This window comes from Clostridium sp. TF06-15AC (assembly GCF_003481165.1).
GTDB lineage: Bacteria > Bacillota > Clostridia > Lachnospirales > Lachnospiraceae > Otoolea > Otoolea fessa.
The window spans coordinates 490,655-510,846 of the sequence record NZ_QUKS01000001.1 but is presented as its reverse complement, the minus strand read 5'-3'; the positions used below and the strand labels follow the sequence as shown (position 1 = coordinate 510,846).

The window sequence follows — 20,192 nt, the reverse complement described above, 5'->3', positions numbered from 1 at the left end:
AAAGACATTCAAAAAAGGAAGTTCGATATTGCACAAATAAGAGATCTGTGCTATTCTCAAAGAAAACGAAAGGGGTATGTATTATGCCGAGAGGACCAAAACGTTCTGCATTAGAAGTAAACAAAGAGAAGCTGGCAGCGGTAGAAGAGAAGCTGGCTAAATTAGAAGAAACCGTTAAAGCTCTGAAAGCAGAGAAAAAGGAATTAGCGGCTGAGATTCGTAAAGCTGAATTAAGCGAATTACTGGATGCGATCGAAGAGAGCAATTTAAGCGTAAACGATGTTCATGAGTTTATCAAACAGAATTCTGAGCAGAAATAAATTAAAAAGCGATAAATCATTGTATTCAAAGAATGAAAAGAGAACTGGAAATTAGGGACAGCCTGGTTTCTGGTTCTTTTTTTATTTTGTGAAAAAACATTTGTAAACGAAATATATGAAAGAATGCCGGTGCCGAAACAGAGGGTTGTTTGAATCGGATTTGAGCCGGGATTGGCGGATGAAATCGGCTTAATGATAAAAAGGAACCGTGCAAAAGAAAGGTGCATATGCTACAATAGGAATATTCAATCAGAGGAACTTGAGATGACTTCTTTGATCAAACCGGTACCTCAAAGAGAAATAGAAGAAAAAAAACAAGGTTCCGGGGAAAGAACCGCTCAGATATTAAAAAAGAAAGCGAAGGGAATGAATATGGATCATAATACGCTACTTGGGGTTTTGATTCCGTTTGTCGGTACGACGGCGGGAGCAGCTTGCGTCTTTTTTTTGAAAAATGAGTTAAAGCCGATCATCCAGAAAACGCTTTTGGGGTTCGCATCGGGGGTGATGGTGGCGGCGTCGGTCTGGTCGCTTTTAATTCCATCGATGAATATGTGCGAAGCGATGGGGCGTCTGGCATGTCTGCCGGCATCCATTGGGTTTATGGTGGGTATTCTGATGCTGCTTTTGCTGGATCGCCTGATTCCGCATCTGCATCTGGGAAGTGATGAGCCGGAGGGACATATGTGCGGGCTCAAGAAGACAACGATGCTGGTTCTGGCGGTCACACTTCACAATATCCCGGAGGGCATGGCAGTCGGAGTGGTATTTGCCGGATTCTTAGCAGAAAAGAGCGGCATCACGCTTGCAGCGGCGCTGGCACTTTCACTTGGAATTGCGATTCAGAACTTCCCGGAGGGAGCGATCATTTCCCTGCCGCTTCGGAGTGAGTCGGGGATGAGCCGGAAAAAGGCGTTTGCGATGGGAACACTCTCCGGTATCGTCGAGCCGATCGGGGCGCTTGCGACGATCGCCGCGTACCGCTATCTGGAACCGGTTCTGCCGGTTCTCCTGGCGCTTGCAGCAGGGGCGATGATTTACGTGGTTGTGGAGGAGCTGATTCCGGAGTCGGCGCAGGGCAGTCATTCCGATATGGGAACGATCGGATTTGCGGTTGGATTTGTGCTGATGATGATTCTGGATGTGGCGCTGGGATAAAAGAAAGCTGGCAGTGCTGGCATGGAATCCGGTTGTCCAAAAAGCGAACATTTGTTCTGAAAAATGCGTTGCAAAATTTTTGAATTTATGTAATAATATTTGTAGCTGTTCAGTAGGTCCGCGCATTTACTGCGCTGACCGTACGAAAACATGGGCTAGCAGGAAAAAATCCCATTGCCGCAGGCAATTTTTAATGGATTTTTGCGCGTGACTGTGAAGGTACTGAACAGTTACTAATATTTTATAGTAAATGAGAACGGTTTACTACTTTTTCGCTAATGAAAAGTCTATAAAACAATGGCTGGCGGGTGTGATGCCAGAGAGTTAGAATGTTCTATTTGCATGATTTCAAAGTCATAAAATAAATACGTATTATAAGTGGAAGAAATCAGCTTGACCAGTGAAATAAAAGCTGCCGTTTGCATCACACGTGTAAATGGCAGCAAATATGATTCCCAGGTCGGGCACAGGAGGAATGAATCTATGGGTAAAACACAGTATGATGCGGACAGCATAACGGTTCTGGAGGGGCTGGAGGCTGTCCGTAAGCGTCCTGGTATGTATATAGGAAGTGTGGGAACGAAGGGACTCAATCACCTGATCTATGAGATCGTGGATAACTCGGTCGATGAGCACCTGGCGGGCGCCTGTTCCCAGATCCGCGTGACGCTCGAGGCGGACGGCTCCTGCACCGTCCGGGACAATGGACGCGGTATTCCGGTGGAGATGCATAAAAAGGGTATGGCAGCGGAGCGAATTGTGCTCTCGACCTTGCACGCGGGCGGCAAGTTTGACAACAATGCGTACAAGACGAGCGGCGGTTTGCACGGTGTCGGTTCATCGGTTGTCAATGCCCTCTCAGCGCATCTGGAGGTCAATGTATATAAAAATGGACAGATCCATCACGATGCGTATGAGCGCGGCATCCCGACGGTTGAGCTGATCGATGGTCTTCTGCCGGTGGTTGGAAAGACAAGAGAGACTGGAACAGAGATCAATTTTCTGCCGGATCCGGAGATTTTTGAAAAAACGCGGTTCAAGGCGGACTGGCTCAAGAGCCGCCTGCATGAGACGGCATATCTGAACCCGAAGCTGACGATTCTTTATGAGAATAAGCGGGCAGGCGAGGCTGAAAAAGTGACTTATTCGGAGCCGGACGGCATCGTGGCGTATGTGCGCGAGTTGAACAGCACGAAGACGCCGATTCATGATCCGATTTATTTTAAGGGCGTCAGCGACCAGATCGAGGTTGAAGTGGCGTTCCAGTTTGTCGATGCATTTGAGGAAAATGTACTCGGCTTCTGCAACAATATTTTCACGCAGGAGGGCGGCACGCATCTGGCAGGCTTTAAGACGCGTTTTACCCAGATGATCAACAGCTATGCGAAAGAGCTGGGAATCCTGAAGGAAAAAGATACAAAATTTACAGGACCGGATACGAGAAACGGCATGACGGCGGTTGTGGCGGTCAAGCATCCGGATCCGATCTTTGAGGGGCAGACGAAGACAAAGCTGGCGAGTGCCGATGCGACAAAAGCGGTGTTCAGCGTGACAGGGGACGAGCTGCAGCTTTATTTTGACCGGAATTTAGAGGTATTGAAGGCGATCATCGCCTGTGCGGAGAAATCTGCAAAGATCCGGAAGGCAGAGGAACGCGCCAAGACCAATATGCTGACGAAATCCCGTTTTTCCTTTGACAGCAACGGAAAGCTGGCAAACTGTGAGAGCCGCGAGGCAGAGAAATGTGAGATTTTCATTGTCGAGGGAGATTCCGCGGGCGGTTCAGCTAAGATGGGACGAAACCGCCGCTATCAGGCGATCCTGCCGATCCGGGGCAAGATTTTAAATGTGGAGAAAGCTTCGATGGACAAGGTGTTGGCGAATGCCGAGATCAAGACGATGATCAATGCGTTCGGCTGCGGCTTTTCGGAAGGATATGGCAATGATTTCGATATTGCGAAGCTGCGTTACCACAAGATCGTCCTGATGACGGATGCCGATGTGGACGGAAGCCATATTGATACTCTGCTTCTGACTTTCTTATACCGTTTTATGCCGGAATTGATTCAGAACGGGCACGTATATATTGCGATGCCGCCGTTATTTAAGGTGATTCCGAAAAAGGGAAAAGAAGAGTATCTATACGATGAGAAAGCATTGGAGCGCTACCGCAGAACCCACACAGGGGAATTTACCCTGCAGCGCTACAAAGGTCTGGGCGAGATGGATGCGGAACAGCTCTGGGAGACGACGTTAAACCCGGAGAACCGTGTGCTCAAGCGTGTGGAGATCGAGGATGCCCGGATGGCGTCGGAGATCACGGAGATGCTGATGGGAAGCGACGTGCCGCCGAGACGGCAGTTTATCTACGATCACGCGGATGAGGCGGAGATAGATGCTTAATAGAAAGATTATGAGTAACTGTGAAGGCACTGAACAGTTACGATTATGAAAGTATATGACAGGAATTTAGGAGATAGAAAATAGAATGGCTGAAACGATCATTACGACAGAATATTCAGAGGAAATGCAGCGCAGCTATATGAACTACTCGATGAGTGTCATCACGGCCCGCGCCATCCCGGATGCGAGGGATGGTTTGAAACCGGTACAGCGCCGCGTCCTTTACGATATGGGGGAGCTGCATCTGGGGCACGACAAGCCGCACCGGAAATCGGCGCGTATCGTCGGTGATACGATGGGTAAATACCATCCGCACGGCGACAGTTCGATCTATGAGACGCTGGTCGTGCTTTCCCAGAATTTTAAGAAAGGAATGCCGCTGGTAGACGGACATGGAAACTTTGGTTCCATCGAGGGCGACGGGGCGGCGGCGATGCGTTACACGGAGGCGCGTCTCCAGAAGTTTGCGGAGGAAGTATATTTAAAGGATTTGGATAAGACCGTCCGCTTTGTGCCGAACTACGATGAGACGGAGAAAGAGCCGGAGGTTCTGCCGGTCCGTGTGCCGAATCTTCTGATTAACGGTGCCGAGGGAATTGCGGTCGGCATGAGCACCAGCATTCCGCCGCACAATCTGGGCGAGGTCATCGATACGGTGATGGCGTATATCGATCAGCCGGAGATGGAGACGGAAGCGCTTCTGAGCGTCTTAAAGGGACCGGATTTCCCGACAGGCGGCATCATTGCGAATAAGAGTGAGCTTCCGGCGATCTATGAGACGGGAATGGGGCGCATCAAGCTGCGTGCCCGGATGGAGGTGGAGCTTGGAAAACGCCGTTCTGACCGGGACAAGCTGGTGATCACGGAGATTCCGTACACGATGATCGGCGCGGGCATCAATAAATGTCTGTCGGATATCGCAGATCTGGTTGAGTCCAAGAAACTTGCCGATGTGGTGGATATTTCCAACCAATCGAATAAAGAAGGAATCCGGATTGTTCTGGAACTCAAGAAAGATGCGGATATTGAGAAAATCCAGAATATTTTGTATAAAAAGACAAAACTGGAGGATACATTCGGCGTCAATATGCTGGCGATCACGAATGGACGCCCGGAGACGCTGAATTTAAAGGGAATCTTAAAGAATTACCTGGATTTCCAGTATGAAAATAATACCCGCAAGTATCAGGTGCTTCTGGAAAAGGAGCAGGAGAAGAAGGAGATCAAGGAAGGTCTGATCACAGCCTGCGACTGCATCGATCTGATTATCGCGATCCTGCGCGGTTCGAAGAATCTGAAAGATGCGAAAGCCTGCCTGATGGAGGGCGATATTTCCAAAATACAGTTCCGCACACCGGGATTTGAGGAAGACGCCAAGAAGCTTCATTTTACGGAGAAACAGGCATCTGCGATTCTGGAAATGCGTCTCTATAAACTGATCGGCCTGGAGATCTTGGCATTGCAGAAGGAGTACAAAGAGACACTTCGAAAGATCAAAGAATACCAGAAGATTCTCGGCAGCCGTGAGGCGATGGACGAGGTGATTAAAGAAGATCTTCGGTCAATCAAGGAAGAGTTTGCAGTGGAACGCCGGACGAAGATCGAGGATGGACGCGAGGCGGTGTATGACGAGGCGGCGGAGAGCGCCAGACCGGGCGTGTTCGTGCTGGACAAGTTTGGTTATTGCAAGATTCTGGAACCGTCGATCTACGAGCGGAACCGGGAGACAGTGGACACGGAGAATATGTATGTACTGTCGTGCCATACGACGGATAAGATTGGATTGTTTACGGATCTGGGTGCATTCCATCAGGTGAAGGTGACGGAGATTCCGTTTGGAAAGCTGCGCGATAAGGGTGTGCCGATTGATAACCTGAGTAAATTTGATGGTACCAAAGAACGTCCGGTCTGTGTGGTGAATGCGGCGCAGTTAAAGGGACAGAAGCTATTATTTGCAACGAAAGATGCGATGATCAAGATCGTGCCGGGCGGGGAATTTGAGACAAATAACCGGACAGTGGCGGCGACCAAGCTTCAGGAGAATGATATGCTTCTCTCGGTACAGTCGGCGGACGGCATGAGAGAGGCGGTCATCCAGACAACCAGCGGTATCTTCCTGCGATTCCCGATCGAGGAGATATCGGAGATGAAGAAGAATGCGAAAGGTGTGCGCGGCATCAAGCTGGGACGTACCGAGTCGCTGGAGGCAATCCATCTGCTGGACGGCACCGAGGACGATCCGATCGTTATGTATAAAGAAAAACCGGTTCATTTGAGCCGTTTGAAAATAGGCCACCGCGACGGCAAGGGAAGCCGGGCGAGAAGCTAGAACAAAACAGAAAGAAAAAAAGGAGGTATTTCATATGACTGAACTTCAGAACACACCGACCCCTCATATCGGGGCAAAGCAGGGCGAGATTGCGGAGACAATTCTACTTCCGGGCGATCCGCTGCGGGCAAAGTATATCGCAGAACATTTTCTGACGGATGCAAAACAGTTCAATACAACGAGAAATATGTACGGTTATACCGGCTATTATCAGGGCAAACGCGTGTCTGTCATGGGAACCGGCATGGGCTGTCCGTCGATGGGAATTTATTCGTATGAGCTGATTCATTTTTATGGATGCAAGAATCTGATCCGGATCGGAACAGCCGGTGCGCTGCGTCCGGAGGTAAAGGTGCGCGAGCTTATTTTTGCGATGGGCTCCTGTACGACATCCAACTATGTAAAACAGTTTTGCCTGCCGGGGGATTATTCCTGCGTGTGCAGCTATGAGCTGCTGGAAAAGGCGGTTGAGTCTGCGAAAAAGAGAAATTTAAAATATCATGTCGGTAATATTTTGTGTTCCGATATGTTCTACAATCCACCGCTTGAGCCGACCGGAACTACCTGGGCGCAGATGGGCGTGCTGGCAGTGGAGATGGAGTCGGCGGCACTTTACAGCAACGCTGCCTATGCGGGCGCAAATGCGATCTGTATCCTGACCGTATCGGATTCGGCAGTGACCGGAGAGGCGACGACGGCAGAAGAACGCGAGAAGACGTTTACCAATATGATGGAAGTGGCGCTGGATCTGGTGTAAGTGCTAAGCTGGTAAAATAAAAGTAGAATTTGAAGGTTACTGTTTATGGGTAGGCACTTTTGGAACCGAAAGTGCCGTAAGAAAACGTGGTGGCAGCAGGAAGAGAAAACAGGAGAGAACAATGATAGGAATTGCTCCACAGGAGTGGAAAACAGATCTTCCGGAGTTTTGTGAAAAAACGAGGGATTTTTATGCAGGAAAGATGGATAAGGGCTCATATAAGGGCTTTTCAGGACGTTACGGCAGTTATGCACAGAAAGGCGGCGCGGCGAGCATGCTGCGTCTGCGTATGACGGCAGGATGTGTGTCGAAGGAGAAGCTTGCATTTATCGCAAAGGCAATCCGTGCATATCAGGTAAATATGGTACATTTTACGACTTGTGAGAGCGTGCAGTTTCACAATCTGGATGAGAAATCAGTCTGTGAATTGATGGAGCAGGCACTCGATGCCGGGATCGTGACGATGGGCGGCGGCGGGGATTTTCCGCGAAATGTGATGTGTTCTCCGCTTTCCGGCGTGGAAGAGGGCGAATATTTCGACGTTATGCCGTGGGCGAAGGCGGCGGGAGAATATCTGATGACCTTTATCAATGCGGAAAAGATGCCGCGCAAGCTCAAGGTCTGTTTCTCTAATTCACCGGCGAATGTGACGCACGCGACCTACCGCGATCTGGGATTTGCGGCTTGTCCGGACGGAACGTTTGATGTATACAGTGCAGGCGGCCTGGGAAACAATCCGCAGTTTGGCGTTAAAGTTGCCGAGGGCGTTGCGCCGGAGAAGATTCTTTATTACATTAAGGCGATGTGGCTGACATTCCGGGCATATGGCAATTACGAAAACCGCGGAAAAGCGCGTACCCGGTATATGCAGGAAGCACTCGGCGGAGCGGAAAATTACCGGAAGGCGTATCAGGAGAAACTTCAGGAGGTACTGACATCCGGGGAGCAGCTGGATCTTTCCCGCGAGGAAGTGATGGCAGCGGCAGGAATAAAAGAAAAGCAGAGCAAAACAGGCGATGGAAGCAGCGCGTCGGGAGAACGTGTGCTGGAGCAGAAACAGCAGGGACTTTATACGGTTATCTGGCATCCGATTGGCGGACAGCCGCGCCCGGAGACGCTGGCAGCCCTGGGAGAACTGATGCAGACGATTGACGGCACAGAGCTTCGCCTGGCACCGGATGAAACTGCGTACATCATTAATTTGACCGGAGCAGAAGCAGAGAAGATTCTGGAGGCGACGAAGGAGACGGCTCAGACAAAGTTTGAGACATCGGTAAGCTGTATCGGTGCGTCGATCTGTCAGGTTGGTGCACGCGATTCGCAGGCTCTGTTACAGGCGTGTGTAAAGGCGGTCGGGGAGGCACAGATCCCGGACGGCGCACTTCCGCAGATTCATATTTCCGGATGTCCGTCCTCCTGCGGTACCCACCAGACCGGACTGATGGGATTCCGCGGCGGTGTGCGGATGGCAGATGGCAAGGCACAGCCGGCATTTGTATTTTATCTGGGCGGAAATGAGGTACAGGGAAAAGAGACGATGGGACGCGAGCTTGGCACGATGTTTGAGAGTGAGATTCCGTCGTTCTTAGTGAAACTAGGAAAAGAGATTGCGGCAAGGGGGCTTGATTTTGAGAGCTACCGGACGCAGTACCCGGATGGGATTGAGAAGGCTGCAGCGGAATACTTGGCTTAGAAGAACCTATTTTGAGTTAGAACATCGTTAAATCCGTGACAGACGTTATAAATTTGTCAAATGTCCGCGAGTGACATACAAATGTATTTTTCTTGCGGAAAAATGTTGATTTTTTGTTTGTTTTGTTATAGGATAGACAAGAATTACAGCGGCAGAGTGAAAACGTGTTGCAGAGCAGGAGCTTCCTATCCAAACTCCATCCTGCCATGAGAAGCTGAAAAAGCCGCTGTCAGAAGAGGAGAAAAACGATGAACATGGAAAAGAAATTACGTGTAGGCATTCTGGGAGCAACTGGTATGGTAGGTCAGCGTTTCATCACGCTTCTGGCAAATCATCCGTGGTATGAGATTACTGCGCTGGCAGCAAGCCCGCGTTCTGCAGGAAAAACATATGAGGAGGCAGTCGGCGGACGCTGGAAAATGCAGACCCCGATGCCGGAGTGTGTGAAGAAGATGGCCGTTATGAACGTAAACGAGATCGAGAAGGTAGCATCCGAAGTTGATTTCGTGTTCAGCGCCGTAGATATGACAAAAGAAGAGATCCGTGCGATTGAAGATGCGTATGCAAAGACAGAAACACCGGTTGTTTCTAACAACAGCGCACACCGCTGGACACCGGATGTTCCGATGGTAGTGCCGGAGATCAATCCGGAGCACTTTAAGGTGATTGAGTTCCAGAAAAAACGTCTGGGAACCAAGAGAGGCTTCGTAGCAGTAAAACCGAACTGTTCCATCCAGAGCTATGCACCGGTTCTGACTGCATGGAAGGAATTTGAGCCATATGAGGTAGTAGCTACGACGTATCAGGCAATCTCCGGAGCTGGCAAGACGTTCAAAGACTGGCCGGAGATGGAAGGCAACATCATCCCGTACATCGGCGGTGAGGAGGAGAAGAGCGAGCAGGAGCCGCTTCGTCTCTGGGGAGAGATCAAGGACGGCGAGATTGTGAAGGCATCCGAGCCAGTGATTACCTGCCAGTGCATCCGTGTACCGGTTCTGGACGGACATACAGCAGCCGTATTTGTAAAGTTCAGAAAGAAACCAACCAAAGAGCAGCTGATCGAGAAGCTGGTTAATTTCAAAGGACTTCCGCAGGAACTGGAGCTTCCGAGCGCACCGAAGCAGTTCATTCAGTATCTGGAAGAGGATAATCGTCCGCAGGTACAGCTGGATGTCAACTATGAGAAGGGCATGGGCGTATCTGTTGGCCGTCTGAGAGAAGACAAAGTTTACGATTGGAAGTTTGTAGGTCTCTCCCACAACACACTGCGCGGCGCAGCCGGCGGTGCGGTACTGTGTGCAGAGCTTCTGACCGCACAGGGATATATCCAGGCGAAATAAAGAAATCTGTTCAGAGAATCCGTGAAATAGAAAATTAAAACTGATAAAAGTAAGAACTGCCGCCCAGTGGCGGAGAGGCTGTTAAAAAAACGATGGCTGACTCTGTCCGGAACGGCAGTTTTTGTTTGTGCCATAGGAAACTTCGTCCTAAGACACAAAAAATGCTCCGCGTGATGCGTCAAGGAACATTCTTTTTTATCTGAAATGGAATCTTGGTAATTGTTCACAGGTGGGAATTTTCTGAACTGAAAATTCCGTAAGATACAGTTCTGGCTGCAGCTTTTGCCGATTTTGAATGTGAAGCATCGGCAAAAGCCTGTTACTGGGCACACATGTGTGAACAGTAACGAATCTTTAAATTTTTATAATGGGATTTGGAAAAAATGGGTGTGCATGAGGGGAAAAGTATTGTATACTTAATAAATCAGCTATTTATCTCAGTCGAGAAGACTCCCACCTCTTCAGGTGATAAGTAATAGCAAATTTGTCTCAGTGGAAGCCTTGTCTCCGACTGAGATAAACGCTCCGCGAGGATGCACAGTGATTCTGATAGGAATATGTCAGCTTCGCTGACCAGAATCACGCGCCAAGTCTCACGGACGTTCGACTTGAAAAGTTAAATAGATTTATTCTGACATAAGTAAGCATAAAAAATGCGAAAAATATTTTTCGGATTCTAAAAATTAAGGGGGATTTGGCATGGTTGAGAAGACAATCTTTGGAACAATGGAAGATGGCAGAGAGGTCAGCCGTTATACATTGACGAATCAGAATGGAGTTTCTGCATCCTTTTTAGATCTGGGTGCAATCTGGTCCACGATGCTGGTGCCGGATCGGAACGGAGAGATGGCGGATGTCCTGCTGGGACATGAAACAGTAGCAGATTGCCTGGTAAGCGATGGGCATCTGGGCGAGGCTGTTGGACGAAATGCAAACCGGATTGGCGGCGCGGCGTTTACGTTAAATGATAAAAAATACGAATTGACGGCGAATGATGGTCCGAACAACTTGCACAGCGGCATGGATTTTTACCGGAACCGTATCTGGGCGGCAGAATATGAGACGGGCGTTAATCAGGTTTCGTTTACCCTGGAAAGCCCGGACGGCGATCAGGGATATCCGGGAAATGCCTCGATCCGTGTGACCTACACGCTGACAGATGAAAATGAAGTAAAGATTCATTACGAGGGGACCTGCGATCAGGATACCATTTTTAATATGACAAACCACGCGTATTTCAATCTGGCAGGCCATGAGAGTGGTCCGGCGCTTTCACAGATGGTTTACATTGACAGTGATGCGATCACGGCGGTAGACAAGGTGCTGATCCCGACCGGTGAGATCCGCAAGGTAATGGGGACTCCGATGGATTTCTCGGATTTCAAGCCGATCGGACGTGATATTGAAGCGGATTACGATCAGTTAAAACTGGGCGGCGGCTACGATCATAACTGGATTCTCAACCATGAGTCAGGTGTATTCAGTCTGGCGGCGGCTGCGATCGACGAGGAGAGCGGGCGCAAGATGGAGGTATACACCGATCTGCCGGGAGTTCAGTTCTACACGGGCAATTTCCTGGACGGACAGGTTCCGGGTAAGGGCGGCGTGAAGTATGCGAGACGCCAGGGATACTGCTTTGAGACGCAGTATTACCCGAACGCAGTCAACATGCCGGGATTTGCATCCCCGATCGTGAAAAAGGGCGAGAAATACGATACAACGACCAGTTACAAATTTATGACGTTTTAAATTTGTATTTGATTTGTGATCATTTTGACATAGGATAGAGATTGACATGAGTGAGACAAACAACAAGGGAGTAAAAGTGCTGGCATCTGCCAGCCTTTTATTTGTAACAATTATCTGGGGCAGCGCATTCGTTGTGATGAAAAATTCGATGGACGCGATCACACCTACATACCTTTTGGCGTACCGGTTTACGATCGCGGCGCTTGGGATGGCGGCTCTTTTCTGGAGACAGATCCGGGGAATGTCGATGCAGGAGTTTAAATGCGGCGCACTGGCGGGATTGTTTCTATTTATCAGTTATTATTTTCAGACGTATGGGCTGAAATACACGACCGCGAGTAAAAATGCGTTTATTACGACGTTGTATGTGGTGATCGTGCCGTTTCTGGCATGGGCGGTTAATCATGTGCGCCCGAAGGCAAATAACCTGGTCGCAGCGGGATTTGCTGTTGTGGGATTGGCTCTTTTATCGCTGAAAGGCGATCTGTCGGTCAATTTTGGTGATTTCCTGACGCTGGTGTGCGGCATCTGCTTTGCGGTTCATATGATTTTTCTGGATCGCTTCACGGCATACTGCACTCCGATCCGCCTGACGGTCATGCAGATGGGAACAGCGGCGGCGTGTTCGTGGGTGCTGGGGCTTCTCACGGAAGGAGCGTTCCATCCGGAAGTATTTACACTGCCGGGAGTAGCAGTTTCGATGCTGTATCTGGGGCTCGCATCCAGTATGCTCTGTTTTCTGCTTCAGACAGTGGGGCAGAAATATCTGAGCGCCAGCACATCCTCGATTCTACTGTCGTTTGAATCGGTGTTTGGACTCCTGTTCTCTGTCTGGCTGCTGCATGAGGAGCTGACGTTGCGGATGCTAATTGGCTGTGCGCTGATGTTTGCGGCGGCGATTCTGGCGGAGTGGACGCCGAAGCGGAAAAGTAATTAGAGAAAATTAGGTTACTGGACACGTATGCGTGAACAGTGACGAAATTAGTAAGATAGGAGCAGAACAACGTGGCAAAATCGTTATTTATAGCCGAGAAACCGAGCGTGGCGCGTGAGTTCGCAAATGCACTCAAGGTAAATGGACGATCGGTGGATGGCTATATTGAGTCGGAAAATGCGGTTGTGACCTGGTGTGTTGGACATCTGGTCACGATGAGCTATCCGGAAGTATATGATATGAAATATAAGCGCTGGAGTCTGGAGACACTTCCATTTCTCCCGAAAGAATGGAAATATCAGGTTATCGACAGCGTGAAGAAACAGTTTGGAATCGTGAGCGGTCTCTTAAACCGGGCGGATGTAGATACAATCTACGTCTGTACCGACTCGGGACGGGAGGGAGAATATATCTACCGCCTCGTCGCGCAGATGGCTGGCGTGCAGGGCAAGAAACAGAAGCGCGTCTGGATCGATTCACAGACGGAGGAAGAGATTCTACGCGGCATCCGCGAAGCGAAGGATCTGTCCGAATACGATCATCTGGCGGATTCGGCATATCTGCGGGCAAAAGAAGATTATCTGATGGGGATTAACTTTTCCCGCGCACTGACGTTGAAATATGGACCATCTGTTTCTAACTATATGCGAAGTTCTGACCGGACCGTGATCTCAGTCGGACGCGTCATGACCTGTGTCCTCGGCATGGTAGTCCGCCGGGAGCGGGAAATACGGGAATTTGTCAAAACGCCATTTTATCGCGTGATCGGTACATTTGGACCGGCAGGTATCTCGATTGACGGTGAATGGCGGGCGGTGGAAGGAAGCCGTTACTATGGAACGCCGTGTCTGTATAAGGAAAATGGTTTTAAGGAGCGAAAGGACGCGGAGGCGCTGATTGCATGGCTGTGGGAACGCGAGAATGGAAGCGAAAATTCGGGAGTCATGCAGTCAGAGGTCAGCGACGCAGAAAAAGCGGACGCGGGTTTAATGGGCGTATATAATACTTCGCAGGGAACCATTTTAAAAGTGGAAAAGAAAAAGGAAACCAAAAATCCACCTCTTCTCTATAACCTGGCGGAGCTCCAGAATGATTGTTCTAAAATGTTTAAAATCAGCCCGGATCAGACCCTGAAAGTGGTGCAGGAGCTGTACGAGCGAAAGCTGGTTACCTATCCGCGAACGGACGCGCGTGTGCTTTCAACGGCGGTGGCGAAGGAGATCAGCAAAAATATCGGCGGTCTGACGCATTATGAGCCGCTGGCGGCATTTGCATCGGAGGCGATGCAGGCAGGGCTGTGGAAGAACATAGCAAAAACGCGTTATGTCAATGATAAGCAGATTACCGATCACTACGCAATCATACCGACCGGACAGGGACTCGGCGCGCTGCGAAGTCTCCCGGAGTTGAACCGCAAGATTTACCAGGTGATTGTGCGCCGTTTCTTAAGCATCTTTTATCCGGCGGCGGTTTACCAGAAATATGCGGTTGAGATTGAGGTAAAAGGTGAACATTTCTTTGCCGGTTTCAAGGTATTGAAAGAAGCGGGATATCTCAAAGTGGCGGAAATTCCGAAAAAGAAAAAGGACACTGCCGGAGAAAGTGTCGGCAGAACGAACCGCCTTGAATCAGGTATAGATGGAAATGATGCGGAAAATCCGGCAAGAGAAGCAGATGGAACAGACAGCAGCCAGCCCAAGGTAATTGACGCGTCCCACCCAGAGTTTATCCAGATGCTGGAACAGCTCAAAAAGGGGATGAAAGTGTCACTGGATGATTTGCAGATCAAAGAGGGCGAGACATCTCCGCCGAAGCGTTATTCCTCCGGTTCGATGATTCTGGCGATGGAAAATGCCGGTCAGCTTATCGAAGACGAAGAGCTGCGCGCCCAGATCAAGGGCAGCGGCATCGGAACGAGTGCAACCCGCGCGGAGATCTTGAAAAAGTTGTTCAACATCAAATACATGGCGCTCAACGAAAAAACGCAGGTCATCACGCCGACCTATCTGGGAGAGCTGATTTATGAGGTCGTACACACATCCATGAAGCAGCTTCTCAACCCGGAGCTGACGGCAAGCTGGGAAAAAGGTCTGACCTATGTGGCAGAGGGAAGCATCACACCGGATGAATATATGCAGAAATTAGAGCGCTTCGTTATCGGACGCACCTACAATGCGGTTCATATGGGAAATACATATGGGCTGCGGCCGGCATTTGATGCGGTTGCTGTGTTCTACCAGAATGCAGGGAAAGAGAAGAAATTGAATTTCAAGAAAGGCAATGATCATGAAAAAAGAAGAAATGAAAATCACAGAATTATATGATTTAACCCATACGCTGGCTTCAGATTATCTGAAACAGTTTACCTACCCGTGGGAGGCGCTGGCAGATCTCAGTGATTTTATCATCGAATTGGGAAATAGTTTGGATCCGGAAGAATATGAGAAACGTGGTGAAAACATCTGGGTTCACAAGACAGCGAAGGTATTTGACAGCGCCTATCTGCACGGGCCGGTCATCGTCGGCAAAGACGCCGAGGTGCGCCACTGTGCATTCATCCGCGGCAGCGCCCTGATCGGAGAAGGTGCAGTAGTCGGAAACTCTACCGAGCTTAAAAACGTCATACTGTTCGATAAAGTACAGGTACCGCATTATAATTACGTCGGAGACTCCATCTTAGGCTATAAATCCCACATGGGTGCCGGTTCCATCACCTCCAACGTAAAATCCGATAAACTTCTGGTGGAAATCCACGCCGAAGACGGCAAGATCAAAACCGGACGCAAAAAAATCGGCGCCATGCTCGGTGACAACGTAGAAGTAGGCTGCGGCTCTATCCTAAATCCGGGCAGCATCATCGGACGCGGTACCAACATCTATCCGCTTTCCAGCGTGCGCGGCGGGGTAGATGCAAACTCTATCTATAAGAAGCAGGGAGAAGTTGCTAAAAAGGAAGAGTCCTGTTTTGCGTCCGAATCACAAATACCTATTTTCACCGGTTCTCTACACTAAATGAAACACATCCACCAGCAAAATCTCCGCCAGTCCATAATAAGTCACAACCGCTACCAGATCATTCACCGTCGTGATAAGCGGACCAGACGCAACTGCCGGGTCAACCTTCAGCTTGTGAAACAGCATCGGCACCAGTACGCCGACCAGGCTGGAGATTACCATCGCGGTCAGAAGAGAGATGCCGACACAGCCGGAAAGTGCAAAAGAGAAGAAGAGACTCTTCTGCTTCATAATATGGACAAAAATGCCGATCACGACGAATGAAGCCGAACCGAGCAGCAGTCCATTTAAAAATCCGATTCGCATTTCCTTGAATACAAATCCCAGCTTCTGCATCGCGGAGATGTCCTCATCCATCAGGACACGGATGGTGACAGCCAGCGACTGGGTGCCGACATTGCCTGCCATGTCGAGGATCATCGACTGGAAGCAGATAAGAAGGGCGATACGGTCAACGATCGGTTCGAAAATACCGACTACCGAGGAAACGCCCATGCCGAGGAAGAGCAGCAGCACCAGCCACGGGAGGCGTTTTTTCAAACTCTGCAACAGTGGTTCGTGCAGATCCTCTTCCGAAGTAAGACCTGCCAGCTTTGCGTAGTCATCACCCATCTCGTCGTCGATCGCCTCGGCGATGTCCTCGTAAGTGATGGCACCGATGATCTTATGGTTCCGATCGAGTACTGGGATAGAATCCTCGCTGTAATCGATCAGCTCTTCCATACAATCCGAAGATCTCTCATCCGCGTACACATACGGATAAGAGGTACTGATAATGTCCTCCAGCTTCATGTACTCACGGGCAGTGATTAAATCTTTCAGCTCGATCGCACCGAAATAGCGTCCATTTTCGTCTTCGACGTAGATGGTGTCGATGTTGTCGTTGTCCTCCGCCTGGGAGATCAGATGGCGCATTGCCTGCTTGATCGTACAGTTATTGGGAATGACGATGTAGTTGGTCGTCATCCGGCTACCGATCTGTTCCTCATCGTAGGAAAAGATCAGGTGGATATCATCCTTAGATTCCTGATCCATGCGCGCGATCAGGGCTTCTTTTTCCTCTGGATCTAAATTTTCGAGGATATCGACCGCCTCATCGGCATCCATCTCTGCCAGAACGGCTGCCGCCCGGTCAAGTCCCAGCTCATGCAGATAAGGCGCCGGTTCATCGAGATAGGTGAAAATCTCTGCCGTCATTTCCAGAGAGAGAATATTGTAGAGGCGTTTCCGGGTCGCAGTGTCCAGTGTTTCCAGAACCTCGGCAATATCGTTTGCATGGTAATTGTCGAGGTCATCCCGGATCACGCTTGCCGGTTTTCCGCTGCGGATGATCGCGCGGATATTTTCTTCAAAATTAGCATTATGCTCTGCGGTTGCGGCGATCGGAGCCGTTTCCGGGGAGCTTGTTTTCTTTTCGTCCATTTCTGGAGTCTGATTCATATTTGGTTCCCTCGCTTTCTGTCGTTCTATTTAATGCCGTTTGGGACGTACAGGGCGAGCAGTGCGGGGATAAAAAAATCCACCGCCAGTCGGGAACAGGATGAAATGCCGCAGATGGCAGTTTCAAACCCGCGCCAGGGCGATGGACAAATATATATGAAAACCAATCGTGCCGGGAAACGTTCAGCACTGAATCACCAGCCTGTTAAAGCAGGCGGAAATGTGCTGCCAGACAGCCCGATTCACACTCAAAAAGACCCTGCGGCAGACCAACAGTCTGGTACGCATGGTTGGAATTCATAGTTTGATTTTGCCCATCGCGACGACTTCGCCCGTTGCTGTCACAACTGTCCATGTGGTTCTCCTTTCTGAATTTTTAAAAATTGCAGTTTTATTAAAGCACGGAATTTTGTGAAAGTCAAGCCGGATTTTCCAGCACCCGGATGCCTTTTAAGATAAAGTCCTCTGTCAAGATTGCCATCTGTTCTGTGGATTCCTTCATGCCGCTTTCGATCCAGTACTGAACGGTACCGACACAGCCGGAAACGATAAAGGCGGAAAATGCCGCGAGCGTATCCGGATCGCTGGAACATTTGAGATCCAGCCAGCCTTTTAAACATTTATCGCTGACAATGCGTTTCAGGCGGTTGACAAAATTCAGATCACCGTTTTCTCCTATTAAGATAGAAACAATCTCTGCATTTTCCTGTACAAGAGGAAATAGTTCTGAGAGTGCGAGGGAAGGGCGCGCTACCAGTTCGGGAACGGGATGGTGCGTCAGGACAGACTCAACCTCCTCGATCAGCTCATTTTTGATCTGATCCATCAGGTCAAAGACATCTTTATAATGAAGATAAAAGGTGCCGCGGTTGATGTCAGCCATCTCGGCGAGTTCGCGTACCGTGATATCCTGAATTTTTTTTTCTTTGAGGAGGCGGGTTAAGCATTCTTTTAACTGGCGTCTCGTCTTTCGTACACGCCGGTCGAGTATTTCTTCTTTCATAGTGACTTCCTTTCTGAACGTTTCCAGACAGGGAAACGCCGTATGACTGTGTATCGGAGGCTGTGGATGAAGGGAGTGTTAAAAATAAGTAAAAATGGGCACACCAGATACAAAAAACAAACATAATGTGATGAAATGTTGATTAAAATACAACTGACGTAAAAATGATTATTGTATTCATTCGAACAACTTAGTATAATGCATTATAGTTCAAAAATGAACAAATGTCAATTAAACAGACATGAGTTGTATATGCTCTATTTTAGATGTAACTGTTCACTGCGAAGAAGTCTTTTGTATGGAACGTTTCACAGACGGCAGGAGTGGCTGACAATCGGGAAAGGAACGGCTATGAGAACCTGCAGCATATGCGAAAGCAAAAGGAAATAGATACGAAGGTGGAATCTGGTATGAAAAATTTTGTCATTACAATCGGAAGAGAGTTTGGAAGCGGCGGCCATAATCTGGGGCAGTCTCTGGCAAAGGAACTGGGAATTCCCTGTTATGACCGCCATCTGATAGAGGAAGCAGCGGTGTGCGGCGGATTTAAGATGGAGGAACTGGAAGAGGCGGACGAGATGAAGGCGAACCGTTTTCTTTTTAAGGTTCCGGCCAAGTGCAATCCGTTTACCGGTTATGGAAAGCCGATGAATGATACCTTGTTTGTCGTGCAGTCCCAGTTGATCCGGGAGTATGCGAAGAAAGGTCCATGCATCATCGTGGGACGCTGCGCTGACAAGATCCTGGAGGAGACAGAAGGGCTTATTTCTCTATTTATATATGCTCCGATGGAGGCGCGCGTGAAGGAGATTATGCGGCGTTACGAGACAGATGAAAAAGAAGCTGAATACCTGATCAAACAAGCGGATAAAATACGGAAAAATTATTATAATTTTTATGCAAAAAAGACATGGGCGGATAAAGCAAGTTATGATATGCTGATTGACAGCAGCCGGATCTCGGAAAAGGAGCTGGCGGCGATGCTCCGGGCACTTTTAACGGCACGGGGGGTGGAACTGGAAACAGATGGATCCGATCAATAAGCATAAAGAAGAGTGAGGACAGCGTATGAAGGACAGAAATTTGTGGATGAAGAAGGAAGAAAAGCGGACGGCGCCGGGGTTAAAAAGGGCGCTGAAAGCGGTTCTGGGACATAAGATAGTACGGCTGGCAGGAATCGCAGGAGTAAGTCTCCTTTTCTCAGCGTCTGCCGCTCAGACAGTGCTAGCGGATGATGCGGGTGTCTGGCAGCCGGTGGAGAATGGGTATTATCTGGTGGGAATGGACGGTTCTTACCTGACGGGCTGGCAGCAGATGGGTGGAAAATGGTACCTGCTCGGAGCAGACGGTTTGATGAAAACGGGCTGGGAGCAGGAAAATGGAACCTGGTATTATCTGCAAGGGGACGGCGCGATGGCGACCGGCTGGCAGAATATCGACGGAAAATACTATTTCCTGAAAGACAGCGGCGCGATGGAGGGAACGACCTTCACAAAGGATGAGACGCAGTATACGATCAACGCGGACGGCAGCCTGGCGAACGCCAAAAAGAAGAAAAACACGGGCGGCGGCGCGTACACGCTGGCATTTCTGGATGGCGATACCCAGGCGATGGCGGACAGCTTAAATGAGTTGAAGGCGGACGCGTTTGACGGGGATGAGGAAGAAGATTACTACGACGATGACAAAAAAGATTACGATAAAGATGCCAGCTTTATTTTAAATGGAAAATTACAGCAGATCGCCGAACACCGTCTGGCGATGGCACGCAGTAAGGGCTATGGAAGCAGCCGGATCCCGGATGAAGGCACACTTGATGATTACCTCAAATCCATCGGGGAAAGCACTGCGAGACGTCATACGGAGATTTACCTCATCAACTGTGACGATGTGACGCAGGCAGAAGAAAAGCTTCTGCGTAATCACGACAGCGACGAGAAAAAGCGCGTGGACCGGGTGATTTATTATAAGGAAATGGGTGTTGCACATCAGCAGGTCGGCGATAAGCATTATTATATGATTATTTTGATGCGGTAAGGATCGCAATCATT

16 protein-coding genes are annotated in these 20,192 nt (G+C 49.3%); 14 read left to right on the top strand and 2 right to left on the bottom strand.

The genetic code is table 11. The annotated features are described in order from the left end of the window. The first annotated feature begins 83 nt into the window (after positions 1 to 83). The 11 genes from DXC57_RS02220 to DXC57_RS02170 all read left to right on the top strand — a co-directional run bounded on the left by DXC57_RS02220 (position 84) and on the right by DXC57_RS02170 (position 15,695). Complete coding sequence (locus DXC57_RS02220) at positions 84 to 320, top strand: hypothetical protein (RefSeq protein WP_022360338.1); 237 nt, start codon at positions 84 to 86, stop codon at positions 318 to 320. Positions 321 to 692: 372 nt separating this feature from the next. Continuing rightward, complete coding sequence (locus DXC57_RS02215; protein ID WP_118472880.1) at positions 693 to 1,478, top strand: ZIP family metal transporter; 786 nt, start codon at positions 693 to 695, stop codon at positions 1,476 to 1,478. Between the two features lie 483 nt (positions 1,479 to 1,961). Continuing rightward, on the top strand, positions 1,962 to 3,881 hold the full coding sequence (locus DXC57_RS02210; RefSeq protein ID WP_118468750.1) for a DNA gyrase subunit B: 1,920 nt from the start codon (positions 1,962 to 1,964) through the stop codon (positions 3,879 to 3,881). An 85-nt stretch (positions 3,882 to 3,966) separates the two neighbouring features. Beyond that, a complete protein-coding gene (locus DXC57_RS02205; protein WP_118472828.1) occupies positions 3,967 to 6,210 on the top strand; it encodes a DNA topoisomerase (ATP-hydrolyzing) in 2,244 nt (747 codons plus the stop codon). 34 nt (positions 6,211 to 6,244) lie between these two features. Further along, positions 6,245 to 6,967 carry a purine-nucleoside phosphorylase gene (gene deoD / locus DXC57_RS02200; RefSeq protein ID WP_118472827.1) on the top strand — a complete coding sequence of 241 codons (723 nt, stop codon included), beginning with the start codon at positions 6,245 to 6,247 and terminating at the stop codon, positions 6,965 to 6,967. A 121-nt stretch (positions 6,968 to 7,088) separates the two neighbouring features. After that, positions 7,089 to 8,660 carry a nitrite/sulfite reductase gene (locus DXC57_RS02195; RefSeq protein WP_118472826.1) on the top strand — a complete coding sequence of 524 codons (1,572 nt, stop codon included), beginning with the start codon at positions 7,089 to 7,091 and terminating at the stop codon, positions 8,658 to 8,660. 254 nt (positions 8,661 to 8,914) lie between these two features. After that, the gene (asd, locus tag DXC57_RS02190; RefSeq protein WP_118468829.1) at positions 8,915 to 10,000 is read left to right on the top strand and encodes an aspartate-semialdehyde dehydrogenase; all 1,086 of its coding nucleotides are present in this window, start codon (positions 8,915 to 8,917) and stop codon (positions 9,998 to 10,000) included. Between the two features lie 699 nt (positions 10,001 to 10,699). After that, positions 10,700 to 11,749 carry an aldose epimerase family protein gene (locus tag DXC57_RS02185; protein ID WP_118650972.1) on the top strand — a complete coding sequence of 350 codons (1,050 nt, stop codon included), beginning with the start codon at positions 10,700 to 10,702 and terminating at the stop codon, positions 11,747 to 11,749. Between the two features lie 46 nt (positions 11,750 to 11,795). Next, positions 11,796 to 12,686, top strand: coding sequence for a DMT family transporter (locus DXC57_RS02180; protein WP_118650970.1), 891 nt, complete (start codon positions 11,796 to 11,798; stop codon positions 12,684 to 12,686). A gap of 68 nt (positions 12,687 to 12,754) precedes the next feature. Next, positions 12,755 to 15,007 (top strand): DNA topoisomerase, encoded by a 2,253-nt coding sequence (locus DXC57_RS02175; protein WP_118650968.1) that lies wholly within the window; start codon positions 12,755 to 12,757, stop codon positions 15,005 to 15,007. Beyond that, entirely contained in the window at positions 14,970 to 15,695 is a 726-nt protein-coding gene (locus DXC57_RS02170) for a hypothetical protein (protein ID WP_022358424.1), read from the top strand. The genes DXC57_RS02175 and DXC57_RS02170 overlap by 38 nt, the downstream gene beginning before the upstream one ends. Here DXC57_RS02170 and mgtE read toward each other — a convergent pair. Beyond that, positions 15,687 to 17,138 (bottom strand): magnesium transporter, encoded by a 1,452-nt coding sequence (gene mgtE, locus DXC57_RS02165; RefSeq protein WP_243017832.1) that lies wholly within the window; start codon positions 17,136 to 17,138, stop codon positions 15,687 to 15,689. The two genes, DXC57_RS02170 and mgtE, sit on opposite strands and share 9 nt — an antisense overlap. Before the next feature lie 114 nt (positions 17,139 to 17,252). Between mgtE and DXC57_RS15400 the strand changes: the two genes are divergently transcribed. Then, positions 17,253 to 17,441 (top strand): hypothetical protein, encoded by a 189-nt coding sequence (locus DXC57_RS15400; protein WP_182434349.1) that lies wholly within the window; start codon positions 17,253 to 17,255, stop codon positions 17,439 to 17,441. A 115-nt stretch (positions 17,442 to 17,556) separates the two neighbouring features. On the opposite strand, the gene DXC57_RS02160 is transcribed toward DXC57_RS15400, so the two are convergent. Continuing rightward, positions 17,557 to 18,141, bottom strand: a complete 585-nt coding sequence (locus tag DXC57_RS02160) for a TetR/AcrR family transcriptional regulator (protein WP_107000022.1) — start codon at positions 18,139 to 18,141, stop codon at positions 17,557 to 17,559. 410 nt (positions 18,142 to 18,551) lie between these two features. Here DXC57_RS02160 and DXC57_RS02155 point away from each other — a divergent pair, with 410 nt between their 5' ends. Continuing rightward, the gene (locus DXC57_RS02155; RefSeq protein WP_117795649.1) at positions 18,552 to 19,184 is read left to right on the top strand and encodes a cytidylate kinase-like family protein; all 633 of its coding nucleotides are present in this window, start codon (positions 18,552 to 18,554) and stop codon (positions 19,182 to 19,184) included. 25 nt (positions 19,185 to 19,209) lie between these two features. Further along, a complete protein-coding gene (locus DXC57_RS02150) occupies positions 19,210 to 20,178 on the top strand; it encodes a cell surface protein (RefSeq protein WP_243017831.1) in 969 nt (322 codons plus the stop codon). Positions 20,179 to 20,192: the final 14 nt, after the last annotated feature.

What these genes read in the sequence shown, in the direction of transcription:
- DXC57_RS02220 (WP_022360338.1), top strand. Translation starts at nt 84, where the DNA reads ATGCCGAGAGGACCAAAACGTTCTGCATTAGAAGTAAACAAAGAGAAG.
- DXC57_RS02215 (WP_118472880.1), top strand. Translation starts at nt 693, where the DNA reads ATGGATCATAATACGCTACTTGGGGTTTTGATTCCGTTTGTCGGTACG.
- DXC57_RS02210 (WP_118468750.1), top strand. Translation starts at nt 1,962, where the DNA reads ATGGGTAAAACACAGTATGATGCGGACAGCATAACGGTTCTGGAGGGG.
- DXC57_RS02205 (WP_118472828.1), top strand. Translation starts at nt 3,967, where the DNA reads ATGGCTGAAACGATCATTACGACAGAATATTCAGAGGAAATGCAGCGC.
- deoD (WP_118472827.1), top strand. Translation starts at nt 6,245, where the DNA reads ATGACTGAACTTCAGAACACACCGACCCCTCATATCGGGGCAAAGCAG.
- DXC57_RS02195 (WP_118472826.1), top strand. Translation starts at nt 7,089, where the DNA reads ATGATAGGAATTGCTCCACAGGAGTGGAAAACAGATCTTCCGGAGTTT.
- asd (WP_118468829.1), top strand. Translation starts at nt 8,915, where the DNA reads ATGGAAAAGAAATTACGTGTAGGCATTCTGGGAGCAACTGGTATGGTA.
- DXC57_RS02185 (WP_118650972.1), top strand. Translation starts at nt 10,700, where the DNA reads ATGGTTGAGAAGACAATCTTTGGAACAATGGAAGATGGCAGAGAGGTC.
- DXC57_RS02180 (WP_118650970.1), top strand. Translation starts at nt 11,796, where the DNA reads ATGAGTGAGACAAACAACAAGGGAGTAAAAGTGCTGGCATCTGCCAGC.
- DXC57_RS02170 (WP_022358424.1), top strand. Translation starts at nt 14,970, where the DNA reads ATGAAAAAAGAAGAAATGAAAATCACAGAATTATATGATTTAACCCAT.
- mgtE (WP_243017832.1), bottom strand. Translation starts at nt 17,138, where the DNA reads ATGAATCAGACTCCAGAAATGGACGAAAAGAAAACAAGCTCCCCGGAA.
- DXC57_RS15400 (WP_182434349.1), top strand. Translation starts at nt 17,253, where the DNA reads ATGGCAGTTTCAAACCCGCGCCAGGGCGATGGACAAATATATATGAAA.
- DXC57_RS02160 (WP_107000022.1), bottom strand. Translation starts at nt 18,141, where the DNA reads ATGAAAGAAGAAATACTCGACCGGCGTGTACGAAAGACGAGACGCCAG.
- DXC57_RS02155 (WP_117795649.1), top strand. Translation starts at nt 18,552, where the DNA reads ATGAAAAATTTTGTCATTACAATCGGAAGAGAGTTTGGAAGCGGCGGC.
- DXC57_RS02150 (WP_243017831.1), top strand. Translation starts at nt 19,210, where the DNA reads ATGAAGGACAGAAATTTGTGGATGAAGAAGGAAGAAAAGCGGACGGCG.